Annotated in this window: 13 protein-coding genes; 3 read left to right on the top strand and 10 right to left on the bottom strand. The window is 54.3% G+C overall.

Annotated elements, in window-relative coordinates:
• Nucleotides 1-38: 38 nt before the first annotated feature.
• The gene (locus AC4FIC_RS05960; protein WP_100256439.1) at nt 39-1,397 is read right to left on the bottom strand and encodes an N-acetylmuramoyl-L-alanine amidase; all 1,359 of its coding nucleotides are present in this window, start codon (nt 1,395-1,397) and stop codon (nt 39-41) included.
• Complete coding sequence (gene tsaE / locus AC4FIC_RS05965; protein WP_227003760.1) at nt 1,394-1,870, bottom strand: tRNA (adenosine(37)-N6)-threonylcarbamoyltransferase complex ATPase subunit type 1 TsaE; 477 nt, start codon at nt 1,868-1,870, stop codon at nt 1,394-1,396. The genes AC4FIC_RS05960 and tsaE overlap by 4 nt, the downstream gene beginning before the upstream one ends.
• A gap of 88 nt (nt 1,871-1,958) precedes the next feature.
• Here tsaE and queG point away from each other — a divergent pair, with 88 nt between their 5' ends.
• Nucleotides 1,959-3,050 carry a tRNA epoxyqueuosine(34) reductase QueG gene (gene queG / locus AC4FIC_RS05970; RefSeq protein WP_100258695.1) on the top strand — a complete coding sequence of 364 codons (1,092 nt, stop codon included), beginning with the start codon at nt 1,959-1,961 and terminating at the stop codon, nt 3,048-3,050.
• Between the two features lie 45 nt (nt 3,051-3,095).
• Here the strand turns inward: queG and AC4FIC_RS05975 are convergent, their stop codons facing one another.
• Both AC4FIC_RS05975 and AC4FIC_RS05980 read right to left on the bottom strand, forming a co-directional pair.
• Nucleotides 3,096-4,748, bottom strand: a complete 1,653-nt coding sequence (locus tag AC4FIC_RS05975) for an FAD-dependent oxidoreductase (protein ID WP_273285843.1) — start codon at nt 4,746-4,748, stop codon at nt 3,096-3,098.
• Nucleotides 4,749-4,902: 154 nt separating this feature from the next.
• Nucleotides 4,903-5,499: an IMPACT family protein gene (locus tag AC4FIC_RS05980; protein WP_100256436.1), complete on the bottom strand. Its 597-nt coding sequence runs from the start codon at nt 5,497-5,499 to the stop codon at nt 4,903-4,905.
• Nucleotides 5,500-6,001: 502 nt separating this feature from the next.
• Between AC4FIC_RS05980 and AC4FIC_RS05985 the strand changes: the two genes are divergently transcribed.
• Together AC4FIC_RS05985 and AC4FIC_RS05990 are read left to right on the top strand one after the other, a co-directional pair.
• A complete protein-coding gene (locus tag AC4FIC_RS05985; protein WP_273285845.1) occupies nt 6,002-7,027 on the top strand; it encodes a BamA/TamA family outer membrane protein in 1,026 nt (341 codons plus the stop codon).
• Nucleotides 7,027-7,905 carry an ion transporter gene (locus AC4FIC_RS05990; protein ID WP_100256434.1) on the top strand — a complete coding sequence of 293 codons (879 nt, stop codon included), beginning with the start codon at nt 7,027-7,029 and terminating at the stop codon, nt 7,903-7,905. The genes AC4FIC_RS05985 and AC4FIC_RS05990 overlap by 1 nt, the downstream gene beginning before the upstream one ends.
• A 42-nt stretch (nt 7,906-7,947) precedes the next feature.
• Here the strand turns inward: AC4FIC_RS05990 and AC4FIC_RS05995 are convergent, their stop codons facing one another.
• The 6 genes from AC4FIC_RS05995 to gpmI all read right to left on the bottom strand — a co-directional run bounded on the left by AC4FIC_RS05995 (nt 7,948) and on the right by gpmI (nt 14,436).
• A complete protein-coding gene (locus AC4FIC_RS05995) occupies nt 7,948-8,727 on the bottom strand; it encodes a TatD family hydrolase (protein WP_100256433.1) in 780 nt (259 codons plus the stop codon).
• Nucleotides 8,714-9,334 (bottom strand): DUF2799 domain-containing protein, encoded by a 621-nt coding sequence (locus AC4FIC_RS06000; protein ID WP_158524288.1) that lies wholly within the window; start codon nt 9,332-9,334, stop codon nt 8,714-8,716. The genes AC4FIC_RS05995 and AC4FIC_RS06000 overlap by 14 nt, the downstream gene beginning before the upstream one ends.
• 82 nt (nt 9,335-9,416) lie before the next feature.
• Nucleotides 9,417-10,202, bottom strand: a complete 786-nt coding sequence (locus AC4FIC_RS06005; protein WP_273285846.1) for a divergent polysaccharide deacetylase family protein — start codon at nt 10,200-10,202, stop codon at nt 9,417-9,419.
• Entirely contained in the window at nt 10,192-11,478 is a 1,287-nt protein-coding gene (locus AC4FIC_RS06010; RefSeq protein WP_273285847.1) for a S41 family peptidase, read from the bottom strand. Before AC4FIC_RS06010 ends, AC4FIC_RS06005 begins: the two co-directional genes overlap by 11 nt.
• A gap of 51 nt (nt 11,479-11,529) precedes the next feature.
• Entirely contained in the window at nt 11,530-12,678 is a 1,149-nt protein-coding gene (locus AC4FIC_RS06015) for a murein hydrolase activator EnvC family protein (RefSeq protein WP_145980232.1), read from the bottom strand.
• Nucleotides 12,679-12,891: 213 nt separating this feature from the next.
• Nucleotides 12,892-14,436 carry a 2,3-bisphosphoglycerate-independent phosphoglycerate mutase gene (gene gpmI / locus AC4FIC_RS06020; protein WP_100256428.1) on the bottom strand — a complete coding sequence of 515 codons (1,545 nt, stop codon included), beginning with the start codon at nt 14,434-14,436 and terminating at the stop codon, nt 12,892-12,894.
• Nucleotides 14,437-14,663 lie beyond the last annotated feature (227 nt).

Consider the following 14,663-nt stretch of genomic DNA (forward strand, 5'->3'; position numbering starts at 1 on the left):
CTGGCATCCTGTCGTATTAAGGTGTTGATTAACAGCCATTAGGAAGCCCCCGGCACTAACAGCACCTGCCCTACCCGTATGGAGTTACTTCTAAGGTTGTTCAAGCTGACTAAATTGGTCAGTGATATGCCATATCGCCCCGCGATACCCGATAAGGTATCACCCTTGGCAACGGTGTATCTGCGCGTCGCAGCCTGAAGGGTCTGCGACTGCTGCTTCTGCCACGCGATATAACTACTCTCCGGCGGCGTGCGCTGAAAGTAGGTTTGAATCCCGGCGCTGATCGCGCTGGCCATTTTCTTACGATAGGCCGCCGAGCCGAGGTTACGTTCTTCCCGCGGATTGCTGATGAAACCGGTTTCGATCAGGATGGATGGCACATCTGGGGCTCTTAGGACCACGAAATTGGCCTGTCCAATCTGAGTCCGGTCGCCGTGCAACTTGGCAAATTTGCCCATTTTATTGAGGACTATCGAACCGACACTGAGTGAGCTCTGCAAGGTGGTAGTCATTGACAGATCCACCAGCACCGATTTCAAGACCTCGTCCTTATCTTCCAGGCTGACTCCGTTAATCCCGCCGATCACATCGGCGGCATTCTCTTGATTGGCCAAATATTTGGCAACGGCACTGACCACCCCACCGTTTGACAGCGCATAGACCGAGGCGCCATGGGCCGAGGCCTTAGAATAGGCATCGGCGTGAATCGAGATAAACAGATCGGCATTCTTTTTCCGAGCCAGTTCACGGCGCTGCTTCAAGCCCACTATGTAGTCGCTGTCGCGCACTAAGATCGGCTGATACCCTTTTATGGCGGAGAGCTGCCGATACACTTCCTTGGCAATGGCCAGCACCACATCCTTCTCTCTCAATTTAGAGGGGCCGATGGCGCCGGGATCTTCTCCACCGTGACCGGCATCAATCACGACGACTATATCCCGGCGCTGATTGCTTATTTGGGCGATGGACTTGCTGACCACGGGTTCAATACGAGGTGTGATGGTTGGGGTCTGGAGCGTGGGTCGCTCCAGATCGAGCACTAGGCGATGGCCATACTGGTCGTTAGGCTTGAGGGCGAAACTTCTTGGCAGCATATTGGTCGACATATCCAAGACGATACGGATGTCATTGGCGTTGCGCGTTGCGCTGCGGATTTGGGTGACGCCACTACCGGTAAGATCCAGCTCGGCAAAGTCGGTGCTCAGGCCGGCACCTTCGATATCGAGCACGATACGAAAGGGGTTCTTTAAGACCAGAATCGAGTGGTCAATAGGGGTATCGAGATCAAAGACCAACCGAGTATTGTCAGGCGCCGGCCAAATACGCACGCCATGCACGGTCGCAGCAAAAACCGGACCGGACAAGACCAGTAATAAAACCAGCAACCTTTGCTTCAAGCTTGTATCTCCATTAATTGTTGTAGGGCCAGCAACTGGCTGGCACCTTTGGCACTGTTCGTGTGCAGTCGGATCAGGCGTTCTTCAGGCAAGCCCGGAGCCTCGCTCAGAGTCACCTCCAGGTCTGCCGCGGGCAAACAGCCCCGGCCCTGGTCCGGCCATTCGATAAGCCACAAATTAGTGCTGGCATCGTAATCGCGAATACCAATAAATTCCAACTCCTCCGGTTCAGCCAGGCGATAGAGATCGAAATGAATGGCGCGCACGGTCAGCAAGTCATACTCTTCTACCAAATTGTAGGTCGGGCTCTTGACTCGCCCAGCCCAGCCCAGCCCCTGAATCACGGCTCGACACAGGGTCGTTTTACCCATGCCCAAGGTTCCGTGCAGATAGATAACGCTGCCGGCCTGACATACCTGGGCCAATTGTTGACCAAAACGGAGCATTTGAGCTTCTGTTATTTGAATTTTCACGGTTTAACTTCTTTCTTAATCCAAGACGAACCCGTCAGAGTGTATCATTAGTCCCGATGGATGTGACTGAACGATGATGAATTTACCGATGGCGGTACCTGTGGACCTTATTGCAACAACAACTGAACTCAGCCTGGCGGAGAAAATTCGAGCCCTAGGAGCCCCGCTTGGCTTTCAAGCGATGCGCTTCTGCGCGCCCGACACCCGCGCGCATGGCGAACATCTGCAGCAATGGCTGGACGCCGGCTATCATGGCGAGATGGACTGGTTAACGCGCAATTCCGACAAACGTTTACGCGGCGATCTACTGCAACCGGGCACCAAGACGGTCATTGCAGTGCGCATGGACTATTTGCCGGCCAATCACCACAGCATGGCCGTGCTCGACTCACCGGAGCTGGCTTATGTCGCGCGCTATGCGCTGGGCCGAGACTATCATAAGGTCCTGCGCAAGCGCCTAGTGCAATTGGCCCAACAGATCACCGAATTAGCCGGCAGTCATGGCTATCGCCCCTTTGTCGACAGCGCCCCGGTAATGGAACGCCAGCTGGCCGAACAGGCTGGACTGGGCTGGACTGGGAAAAACACCCTATTGCTGGCGCCAGGCGTCGGCAGTTGGTTTTTCCTTGGCGAGCTCTTTACCGACTTAGACCTGCCCTTTGATCCGCCCTTGGAACAGGGTCATTGCGGCAGCTGCAATCAGTGCTTGGTCGATTGCCCAACCGATGCCTTTGTTGCGCCGGGGGTATTGGACGCGCGCAAGTGCATCAGCTACTTAACCATCGAATACGACGGCTCCATCCCGGTCGATTTACGCGCAAAGATGGGCAACCGCATCTATGGTTGCGATGACTGCCAGCTGGTTTGCCCCCATAACAACAAGGCCGATACCACGCAGGAGGCCGACTTTACGCCGCGCCATTCGCTGGAGAAAATCTCTCTGATGGAGGCTTTTAGTTGGACCGAGGTGGAATTTCTGCACAACACCGAGGGCAGTCCAATTCGCCGTATCGGCTATGCCCAATGGCAGCGCAATATCGCCGTGGCACTGGGTAATGCCCCGGCGTCGCCAGAGTTGATCGCCACCTTAGAGCGCGCCAAAGGGCGGGTATCGGCCCTGGTAGACGAGCACATCGACTGGGCCTTGGTTCAATTACAGTCAGCCGTTGTGGCCGATTAATCCTTTTGTCCGAGCATGCCGATCACCTCTATAGTAGGTATCGCGCTAGATGCCGATCCGCTTCACCATCTGGTAGGTGGTGAACCCCCCAGTTAAATTACGTACCTGGTAGCCCAGGTTGTTCAGTAAGCGGTAGGCGACATAACCGCGCAAGCCAACGGCGCAAAAGACCACCAGCGGACGATCCTTGGGCAGCCGGTCGAGGTTGGCTCGGAGCAGATTGACTGGAATGTTCAGGGCCTCATCAATGGTTCCGAGAACGCCGATTTCAGCGGGACTGCGCACGTCGATAAGCAGTGCATCATCGACCCGGGCACTGATCTGTTCGGCCTGACAAATCTGATGTTCACCGCGCAGCACATTACTGGCGACAAAGCCGGCCTGATTGATAATGTCTTTGGCAGAACCAAAGGGCGGGGCATAACAGAGTTCAAGTTCTTCTAGGTCAAACACCGTCATCTGAGCGCGCAGCGCCGTGGCCAATACATCGATGCGCTTATCGACGCCCTTTGGACCGATGGCTTGGGCTCCCAACAGGCGACCATCGCTTGGATCGAACAACAGCTTCAGATTGACCTGGGTGGCACCGGGGTAATAACCGGCATGATCGCTGGCGTGGACATAGATTTTCTCGAACGGGATGCCTTGCCCGCGGAGCAACTTTTCACTGGCACCGGTTGACGCTGCTGCCAGATCAAAGACCTTACAGATACCAGTGCCAAGGGTGTTCTTATATTCAGCCGGGTGGCCAAATATATTATCGGCCACAATACGGCCCTGTCGATTGGCCGGGCCCGCCAACGGTATTTGTGCCGCCAGGCCGGTAACATAGTCTTTGACCTCAATGGCGTCCCCGACCGCCCAGATATGCTCAACGCTGGTGTGCATATGCCGATCGACTTGGATACCGCCACGCGCACCGATGGCCAGATTGGCCAACTCGGCCAACTGATTTTCCGGCCGTACGCCGATCGCCATAATCACCAGGTCGGTTACCAATGGTTTACCCGCCTTAAGGGTCAGTTGCAGGCGGCCGTCGACTTCGGCGATCTCCTGCAGGGCGTCGTTGAGCTGCAGGCGCACCCCATGGCGACGCATCTCCTGATGCAGAGGCACCGCCATTTCCGGATCGATTGGCGGCATTAGTTGATTCGACATCTCCACCAGGGTGGTTTCAATACCCCGATGAATCAAGGCTTCGGCCATCTCGATGCCAATATAACCGCCCCCGACGACCACAGCCGAACGGGGCGCGTCAATATTGATCTTACGGATAATACGATCCATATCGGGAATATTGCGCAGCGTAAAAACGGCACTCAAATCGACCCCTGAAATGGCTGGCACAATCGGTCTTGCACCGGGGGATAGGACCAGTTCGTCATAGCGCTCATTGTATTCTCGCCCGCCATCCAGTTCCCGGACCCGCACGGTTTGGGCCGCCGAGTCGATACCGATCACGTCACAGTTGATGCGAATGTCGAGCTTAAAGCGTGCCTTCATCGATTCAGGCGTCTGCACCAAGAGGGCACTGCGATCTTGGATCTCACCGCCAATATGGTAGGGCAGGCCACAGTTGGCAAAGGAGATAAAACTGTCGCGTTCAAACACTATAATTTCAGCCGTCTCGCTAATTCGCCGCGCTCGAGCCGCGGCAGAAGCACCACCGGCCACCCCGCCTACTATTACCAGTTTCATCGTTGTGATACTCCAAAAAGTCAGATTAGCATTATCTAATACTAGACCAGGCTGTTAGATGATTCACATCAAGGAGTTGGCTTTCGCACGCAGGGAAATGAACTGTGGCACGGATGAGTGACCGCTGCGGGCCGAATGGCCTCACCCAGCGCCCTTAGCCCGCCACCTGCACGATGAACTCTGAATTGCCGGGCGCCGTGGCCTGAAGGGCTGACACCAGATCGGTTTTGATCGAGTCTGCTACCTGCAGGCTGGCACTGACCGCTTGGCCATACTGGACCTCCAGCAGCGCCACCTGGTAGGTCTCGCAAACCCGTCGAATCTGACTCTCTAGGGCAAAGGGGCAGCGGATTAGAATCGACCACTGACGTTCTACCGCTTGGTATTCTGCCTGTTCTAAGGCTTTGGCGACGGCACCGCCGTAGGCGCGCGACAACCCACCCGCGCCCAGCTTGATGCCACCAAAGTAGCGCACCACGATGGCCATCACACTCACCAGGCCCTTATGATTGAGCACATTCACCATGGGTTTGGCCGCCGTGCCCGACGGCTCCCCGTCATCGCTCATGCCGCTGGTACCGGGCACGGAAAACACAAAGCAGATATGCCGCGCGCCCGGGTGCGCGCTTCGGCAAGCCGCCAGCCGGGCTTTGGCGGCTTCGGCGTCAGCCACCGGTTCAACCCAAGCGAGAAAGCGACTTTTTTTAATTTCCAACTCATAAAATACCGGTTTTTTTAGACTAACGGCCATGACACCCTATCCATTCTCTGGGCCTGTTGGCGTCTTGCCATGAGCCTCAACTAAACCACCACGAACGGTCGTTACGGATCCATTGAAAACCCCTGTTATCGCCGAAACAGCTCGAATACGCCCTATCGCTCTGCAGCAAGCGACCCGCCCCACCCAATTGATCAAGCCCGCCTAAGCCTTTAACCAGGCCACCGCCCAGGTTGGAGTTATTCAAATCGATCATATAAACCCTATATCGTCGTCCCAAGCCTATACTTGTAGGTTGCCGCATCCCTGCGCCAATAGCCACCGTCAGCTTGGACGACTCAGGCGGTAATGGGGCGAACCACCCGCTAGCTGATGGCCGATGCCTTGAGTGGACGCCAATCTTAACGCCCCGACCGCCCACAATCGACCATTGACCGGCAATAGGTGCTGGGGTAGCGTGATCGGCTGACAATTAAATATGGAACAGACTGCGCCTATGAACATCAACCGGCTGACCCTTGGATTAGTGTTACTAGTGGCTGTCGAATCCGTTGCCGCGCCTTTAAAACCGGCCACCTGGGTACCCTTACCCGCTGTCGGCTCCTCGCCGGAAACCGGTTTCCAGTATGGTGCCTATGTGATGCGTATTTTTGCCCAGCAAACACCTACGGTACCCCAGAATCGATTAGAGGCTTTGCTCCAGGGCACCACCGAAGGACAATACCAGGCCTATATTTGGCCGAGCGTATATGTCTCCGACGGCGCTTGGAACATCAGCGGCAAGCTGGGCGGTAAATATTGGCCCAGCGACTATTACGGCCAGGCCAACCAAACGCCCGATGCGGGCGATAGCTATGCCGACAGCGCGCTGGAAAGTTCTGTCTCGGCGACCCGAAAGGTGACCGACACATTCTACCTGGGTGCCAGCCTATTGGCCGAATTTCACCGCATCGATGCCCTTATCGACCCGTCGCAGGCCGACCTATTGGATGCCTCGGTTGCCGGTCAGAGCGGCGGTCTCTATACCGGCTTGGGAATCTCTGGCCGGATCGACAGCCGCGATAATACCGACTGGTCCACCAGTGGTCAGCTTTGGTCGAGCCGCTTGGATCTGTACAGTGAAGCATTGGGCAGTGACGTCGGTTTTTATCTGGCCCAGGTCAGTGCCGCGCACTTTATCACCCTGGGTGCCGACGTCTTAGCCGTTCGAGCTCATGGCCAGTTGGCCAGCGCCAAGACACCCTTCACCCATCTACCCAAGCCGACCGGGGACCGCACCTTACGAGGCGCCAATGGCAATCGTTGGATCGATTTCACAGCCCTGGGCGGCCAGTTGGAATGGCGCAAGACATTGGGGCCTAAATGGGCCGGTGTGGCCTTTTTCGATAGCATTCAGGTTGCGCCCAGCTTGGCCGAACTCCAGGTACGTGAATTTCACTCCAGCGTCGGTCTAGGACTCCGTTTTGCAACGACCCCCGATCGTTTCAACGTTCGGCTCGATATCGGCTTAGTGGATGCCCAAGAGCTTAACTTTGCGATCACTGTTGGGGAGGCCTTCTGATGGCCCGTGGCAACTTCAATCGGTTTCATATTATTCAGTCCGAGTCTGCCGACAGCCCACTGGCTCCCTGGCAGCTGAAATTAAATGACATTATCTTTGGCGCCGAATCCCGCGCCGGAAAGCTGTTCGATGTGGCCCTGATCATGGCCATCGGACTCAGTGTGCTGGCGGTTATGCTGGAAAGCGTCACGGCGGTTCGGATCAGCTATCAAGGCTTGCTCAACTTTATCGAATGGACCTTTACCCTAGCCTTTACCGTCGAATATCTACTGCGCTTATCCTGTGTGCGACATCCGCTAAAATACGCCTTCAGCTTTTATGGTATCGTCGATCTGTTATCCATTATCCCAACCTATTTAACCATTCTGATTCCCGGCGCCAATACCTTTTTGGTTATTCGCATCCTGCGAATTTTACGGGTCTTCCGTGTCCTTAAACTGTTCAGTTACATGCATGAGGCCGAACAACTGGTCTGGGCCATGCGTTCAAGTAAACGCAAGATTCTGGTTTTCCTCTACTTTGTCAGCACGTTGGTGGTGGTCTTTGGCGCTATTATGTACCTGGTGGAAGGCCCAGAAAATGGCTTCACCTCGATCCCCAAAAGTATCTATTGGGCAATCGTCACCCTAACCACGGTGGGCTATGGCGATGTTGCGCCGGCGACTGCATTAGGCCAATTAATTGCCTCGGCAACGATGATTACCGGTTATGCCATTATCGCCGTACCGACCGGCATCTACACGGCCGAACTGACTCAGGCGATGCGCACCCAACGGGACGCGCGCGGGTGCATCGGTTGCGGTATCACCGGTCATGAGATTGATGCTGAATATTGTCGTGTCTGCGGCGACGCCCTCCCCGCTCCTGAGGAGCTCTAGGATCCCCACAGAATGGATCAAGCGGTCAGTGCCCCGGTGTGACTAATGGTCGGCCGGCAGACGAAACAGACGCTGAGTGTTGCCTCGGGTCGCGTGCTGCAGTTGCGCTAAGCTGATCTGTTTAATCTCGGCTACACATTGGGCTACCGACAAGATTTGCAGCAACGGATTAGCGGCCGAATGGCTGTTGCCAAAAGGGGCATCGGTTTCTAACAGCATTTGACTCAGCGGGACCTGCGCCAGAGCGGCCCGGGTTTTGGGTGATTTTAGGATCAACGGCCCAATGCCCAGATGAAAGCCTAGCTCGATATACTGCTGCGCCAGCTCCGCACTGCCGATAAAGGCGTGCACGACGCCATCCTCGATGGCCAGACGGCGCAGGGTATCGATCACTTGCTGATGGGCTTTGACGCTGTGCACGATCACCGGTAAACGATGCGCTTTGGCGATCATCAGTTGGGCTTCGAACAGCCGTTGCTGCAGCGCCCTATGGGGTCGAGGTTGGCTTTGATTGGAGTAAAAATCGAGACCAATTTCACCGATGGCGACCACCTCATGCTGCTGAAGGGCAACAATTAACTGGCCGATCTGGTCCTCATTCGGGTCAACAAACCAAGGGTGGGTGCCCAAGGCGATCGCACAGTGGGCAGATTGCCATGCGATCACATCTGACCATTGTTGCGGTGCCGTACCTGGGACAATAAAATATTCGATCTGCGCCTGCTTGGCCTCCTTAAGCTGAGCCGGCGCAGTCGCCAATTCATTCAGATGACAGTGACTGTCGATCCAGCCACTATCCGAATATCGCCTAGAAGTAGGCATACTTTTCTTCAAGCACACGCAATTGGGCTTGGGCCTGCGCAAGATCGACCAACAATTGCCTATTACGCTGCTCCAAACCGCCCAAATCTTGCTGCATGCTGCTTAACTCGCCATCCAGCCGGTAACGATCCTCGACCGAGGTTTCGGCGGCAAACATGACCTGTTTTTTGCTAATAATCTCTTGCTCTAGGGCACTCATTTTCGCTTCATTCTGGCGCTGTTCGGATTCGGCACTGCGGATGGCCGAGGTCACCGCGTAAATCTGCCGCCCGGCATCGTAACCATCGAGAAAGCGCCCTTCCAGTGACGGCGGACAGATGCCGGCGTATTGATAGCCGTTCTTACCTTGCGCGAAGCCATTTTGCGCGGTGCAAAAACGAATAACCCCTTCTTCATGACCATCCAGATAGGCACGAAAATCAGGCGAAATGCCGTGTTTGGCGCAGGCTTCACGATGCGACCCGATACGGGTGTCAGGAAAACCGCGCGCACCGTCCTCATAGCCGATCTGATACCAGTTGGCGGTAAGGCATTCATTCTTGTTGAGGGTTGCACAGCCTGACAAGACTAGAGCACTCATCAAGAAGATAACCAGCAGCTGTTTCATAGCGTTTTCCTTATGCGATCGTTTGTTCAGTTGCGCCAGACTATAGCGCCCTATACTGAACATCAAATGAATTGGGTACAGCTTAAAGCCCTTGCGGGAAATTCCTCAGGGGGCGTGCCACTTTATCAGCGTAGTTGAGCACCGCAGATAAGGGTAATAGCAGCGCCAGGTCACTCGGGTCGAGCTGCAGATTGTTCAAAAAGCGCAGGGTCTCAGGATAGGGGTGACCGATCACCGTAACCGTTTCGCCCTGACGCGCCTTGGTCAGCGCCAAGTGCCACTGCTGCGCGATGAAATCCTCGGTTCGGTAATGATCCAAAAAAATGTTGCGCATGGACCAAGGCAGTTGGTACTGCGCCGCGACCTGGTAGGCGATGGTGGTCGACACCGTCCGACTGTCGAAAAAATAAAAGCCCACCTGTTTGAGCATTGCCATCACCCAACCCATGGCCTCGCGATCTTGCGTTAAGCGGCTGCCCATATGGTTCGATAAACCCACCGCATGCGGCACCCCCGCTAGGGCTGTGTGCAAATTCTCTGTCAGGGTAGCCTTGCCGTCTACGCGATTCAAACCTAAAGGTCCTAAGGGGAAGTCGGTCTCGTTGGACATCGGCATATGGATAATAATTTCTTTACCCTGCGCAAAGGCATATTGGGCCAACTCTTCGGTAAAAGGCCGACCCGGCATGATCGCCACGGTGGTGACCCATGGGCTATCTATGACCGACCGGCCCGCGCGGCGCTGATTACCCAAATCGTCAATAACCAGAACAATTTTCCCTTGGGCCGACACAAAAACGGCGCTGCTCGAAAGCAGCACCGTCAACATTAGCTGGACCAGTAGAAAACGCAACGAACTATTTGGCATTCAGAATGGCTATGCCCTTGAGTACCGTCACAGCCTGAAACAACTGATAATCCTCACTCGGTTCGACTGTGGATTTTTCGTCCCCGTCGACATCGGCTTCGCTATCAGGATTGACCAGCGCACCGGCCAAATCGGATTCCTTGAAAAAGCCCTCGCTGTCATTGAGCGTCAACTTACCCTGCTTAACCTCAATGTCCGGCACTATGCCTTGACCCTGAATGGACCGGCCGTTGGGCGTGTAGTAACGGGCGGTGGTCAGCTTCAACGCATGATCCTTATCGAGCGGTAAAATCGTTTGCACTGAGCCCTTGCCAAAAGACTGAGTGCCCATGACTAAACCTCGACCGTGATCTTGCAACGCACCGGCGACAATCTCAGAGGCTGAAGCAGAGCCACCATTGATCAAGACCACCATCGTGACACCCTTACTCGGATCTTTCTTGCGCGCCACAAATCGGCTATCGGAATTCGCGATACGGCCTTCGGTGTAGACAATGAGTCCATCGGTGATCAGATTGTCGACCACATCAACCGATGCCTGCAAAACGCCGCCCGGATTGTTGCGTAAATCCAGTACAAAGCCCTGCAACTTATCATCAGCTTCGGCATGTAATTGATTCAATGCATCTTCAAAGTCCGGGCCGGTCCGCTCCTGAAACTGAGAGATGCGAATATAGCCAAAGCCCGGTTCCAGCATGCGATGACGGACACTGGTCACCTTAATCACTGCGCGGGTAATTTCGATCTCCAACGGACCCGTTTCGCCTGAACGAACCACCTTCAATACCAAGGAGGTACCAGGTTTGCCGCGCATTAGGCCAACCGCATCGTTAATGGTCATACCCTTTACCGGGGCATCATCTATCTGTGTAATCAGATCGCCCGATTGCATTCCGGCGCGATATGCAGGGGTATCGTCTATTGGGGCCACCACCTTAATAAAGCCCGAGGTGTCGAGGGTGATTTCAATACCCAGACCGCCAAACTCACCCGAGGTGCTCTCACGCAGATCTTTAAAGTCATCCGGCGTCAAATAGTCTGAGTGGGGATCTAAGGCGGTTAACATACCTTCGATGGCGGACTCTAAGAGCTGCTCGTCGGTCACCTCTTCAACATAGGACTGTTTTATACGCTCCAACACTTGCGACATCAGGCGAATTTCATCGATCGGCAACTGGCTTTCATCATCGGCCTGAACCACCGTCGCAATACCCACGGCAAAACCAATAACTAGTGCCGTCGATGCTGCCAACAACGGATTACGAATAAGTCTCATAAGAGTTCCTTCAACATCAGTATTTTCAATTTGTGTATTCAAGGTTAAGGCCTACCTTTTCTGCAACCAGTTCGCCGGATTTTGTGGCTCCCCGTCTTTTCGGACTTCAAAGTACAGACCGCTTTCATTATAGCCCCCAGACTGCCCGACGGCTGCGATCACATCGCCAGCTTCAACCCAACTGCCGACATCGCGCAATAGAGCTTGATTCCGGCCATAGAGTGTCCAGATGCCAGCGCCATGATCGACGATCATCAACAGCCCATTGGCTTTGAAAAAATCAGCAAAGACCACTCGGCCACGCTGAACGGCGAGCACATCGGTGCCCAATGGGGCCGCAATTAACCACCCTTGCCAGGTCAGCACGCTGCCATCAAACGATTGGCCATAAGCGTTCTTTAAACGACCCGACACGGGCCATGGCAGTTCACCTTTAGGGTTCGTGCGCCCTTCCAAATCGGGAAATTCCAGACCCAAACTGGCCAGCTTGGATTGCAATTGATCGATTAGCTCGGTCATTTTCGCAAGTTCTTTTTCTTTGCGAGCAATGTTGCCAATGGTGTTTTCGGCCTCGCTGTTAATCGCAGCGATGGCCAGAGTGCGTTTGTTTTGCTGACTTTTGAGTTTACGGCTTTGTTCAACCAAGCGCTCTTTATTTTCTTCCATCTCTATCAGCAATTGAGCTTCGGTGCGCAGGGTCGTCGCTAACAGGTTCTGCTCCTCGACCCATTTTGCTACCTGCTGCTGTTGATTATCGGTCAGCACGGAAAAGTAATACAGATGCCGAGCAACGTCTTCGGGACGCTGCTTCGACAATAGCAGTTTAATCAGTGGCTGATTGTTTTGCTTGTAAGCAAGGCGTAAAACAGCCGATATCTGATCTTTTTGGGTCGCCAACTGCGCCTGCAACTCACTTTTTTGTTCACCGAGCCGGGCTATGGCTGCCTTTTGGGTAGCCACTGTTTGATTCAAGACAAGACTTTTTTGTTGTAAGTCGGCCATTTCTCGCTCAACCTCTTGGAGCGCCTGCCGAGCACTGGATACGTCCTGCTGCTGCCCGGCCAGTGTGGTCTCCAGTGCCTTTAACGCTTTACTGACCGCTTGCAGTGCGGCCTGGTTTTGCGCCAAGTCGTCAGCTCTTAGGTGTCCACCTAGCAACGCGGCTGCGATCAACAGAGGCAAAATAAAGGAACGAAGCAATGACTGGGCATCCACAAAAAGGTTTTGGCGATCTTAACAGGTGCGTCGCGACCTGTCGCCAGCACGCGCGGGTTCGATTTCATCGTCGGTCCTGAGCCCGGCCCAGAGCGATCTAACTAATCGGCTTGCGGTTGGCCCAGGCCAGTATTAAAACCAAACTGGAGAGCAAAAAAAAACCCGCCTTAGGCGGGTTAAACAGCGGTCAGCCGTTGGCTAAACAATCAGATTCCGCCCGGTCATTTCAACCGGCACGGCAATCTTCAATATTGTCAACAGGGTCGGTGCTATATCGGCTAGCGCGCCAGCCTGCAATTGGACGCCCTGGGCCTGATTGGAGACATAGATCAGGGGCACTGGAAAGATCGTATGGCTGGTCACTGGGCCACCGGTGACGGGGTCGACCATCAGCTCAACATTGCCGTGATCGGCGGTAATCAACAGATCCGCATCAGCCGCCAATGCGGCTTGGCTTACGGCAGCTAAGGCCGTATCCAGTGCTTCAACGGCCTTGATGGCGGCAGCCATCTTGCCGGTATGGCCAACCATATCGCCATTGGCGTAGTTACAAACGATCAGGTCGTATTGCTTTGAAGCAATGGCCGCAACAAGTTTCTCAGTGACCTCTGGGGCACTCATTTCAGGCTGCAAATCATAGGTAGCAACCTTCGGCGACGGAATCAACGTGCGCGTTTCGCCCTCAAACTCGCTCTCCTGCCCCCCGCTAAAGAAGAAAGTTACATGGGCATATTTTTCGGTTTCGGCGATGCGCAGCTGCTTGCCACCCTGTTTCTGGATAACTTCCCCCAGGGTGTTGGTCAGGTTTTCTGGTAAGTAAGCAACATCGCAGTCTATATCGGCGGCATATTCAGTCAAAGATACAAAGGCACTGAGCTTGGGCATTCGGCTACGATCTAGATCGGACTGCAAGTTTTGATCGATCAGCGCTCGGGTCAACTCACGGGATCGATCGGGCCGGAAATTCATAAAGACCACGGCATCACCGTCGTTGATGGTAATGGCCTGGGTATTATCGGCGCGAATCGAGGCCGACGGGCAAAACTCATCGTCCTTACCCTGATCGTAGGCGGCATGCAAGGCGTCCATAGGTGTGGCCGCGACTATGTCGGCCGTACCGGAAACCAATAGGTCGTAGGCGGCTTGCACCCGTTCCCAACGATTATCCCGATCCATCGCGTAATAACGACCGATCATTGACACGATGCCACCAACGCCCAGTTTTTCCAACTTCGCTTCCAAGCGCTCTATTGACGCCAAGGCACTGCGCGGGGGCGTATCGCGACCATCTAAGAAGGCATGGACATAGACCTGATCGGCCCCGCGTTGCACCGCTAAATCGACCATGGCATGAAAGTGATCATCGTGCGCGTGCACGCCGCCTGGACTTAGAAGGCCCATCAGGTGCACCGCCTTGTTGCCCTCAACGGCAGCATCGACAGCCTTAATAAGCTTCTCGTTGACAAAAAAATCACCATCACTGATGGCCTTGGTCACTCGAGTCAGGGACTGATAAACGGTACGACCGGCGCCCAGATTCATATGACCAACTTCGGAATTACCCATCTGACCCTCGGGCAAGCCCACCGCCATGCCAGATGTTTGGATCAGGGTGTGCGGAAATGTAGACCACAAGCGATCCCAAACCGGCATATTGGCCTGCTCAATGGCATTTGATGTCGATGTCTCGCTGTAGCCAAAACCATCTAGAATAAGCAGAATTGCCGTTTTACCCTTAGCCATCTTTAATGCCTCGCGTTAAAATGTAGGAAAATTACAAATTATACAGTGTAATGATCCAATGCCAAAGTTCGAGCTGAAATTAGATTTACCGCTGCTTTTCCCGACCGAAAGTTGATCTACCTATCGATCCGGAGGATTCTCCAGCCAAAAGTGACTTGAGTAAGACTTGAATTGACTCATTTTGCATCCAATTGGTTACCATTGGATAAGGTGGTGTATACTGCCGC

The organism is Reinekea sp., from assembly GCF_982785585.1.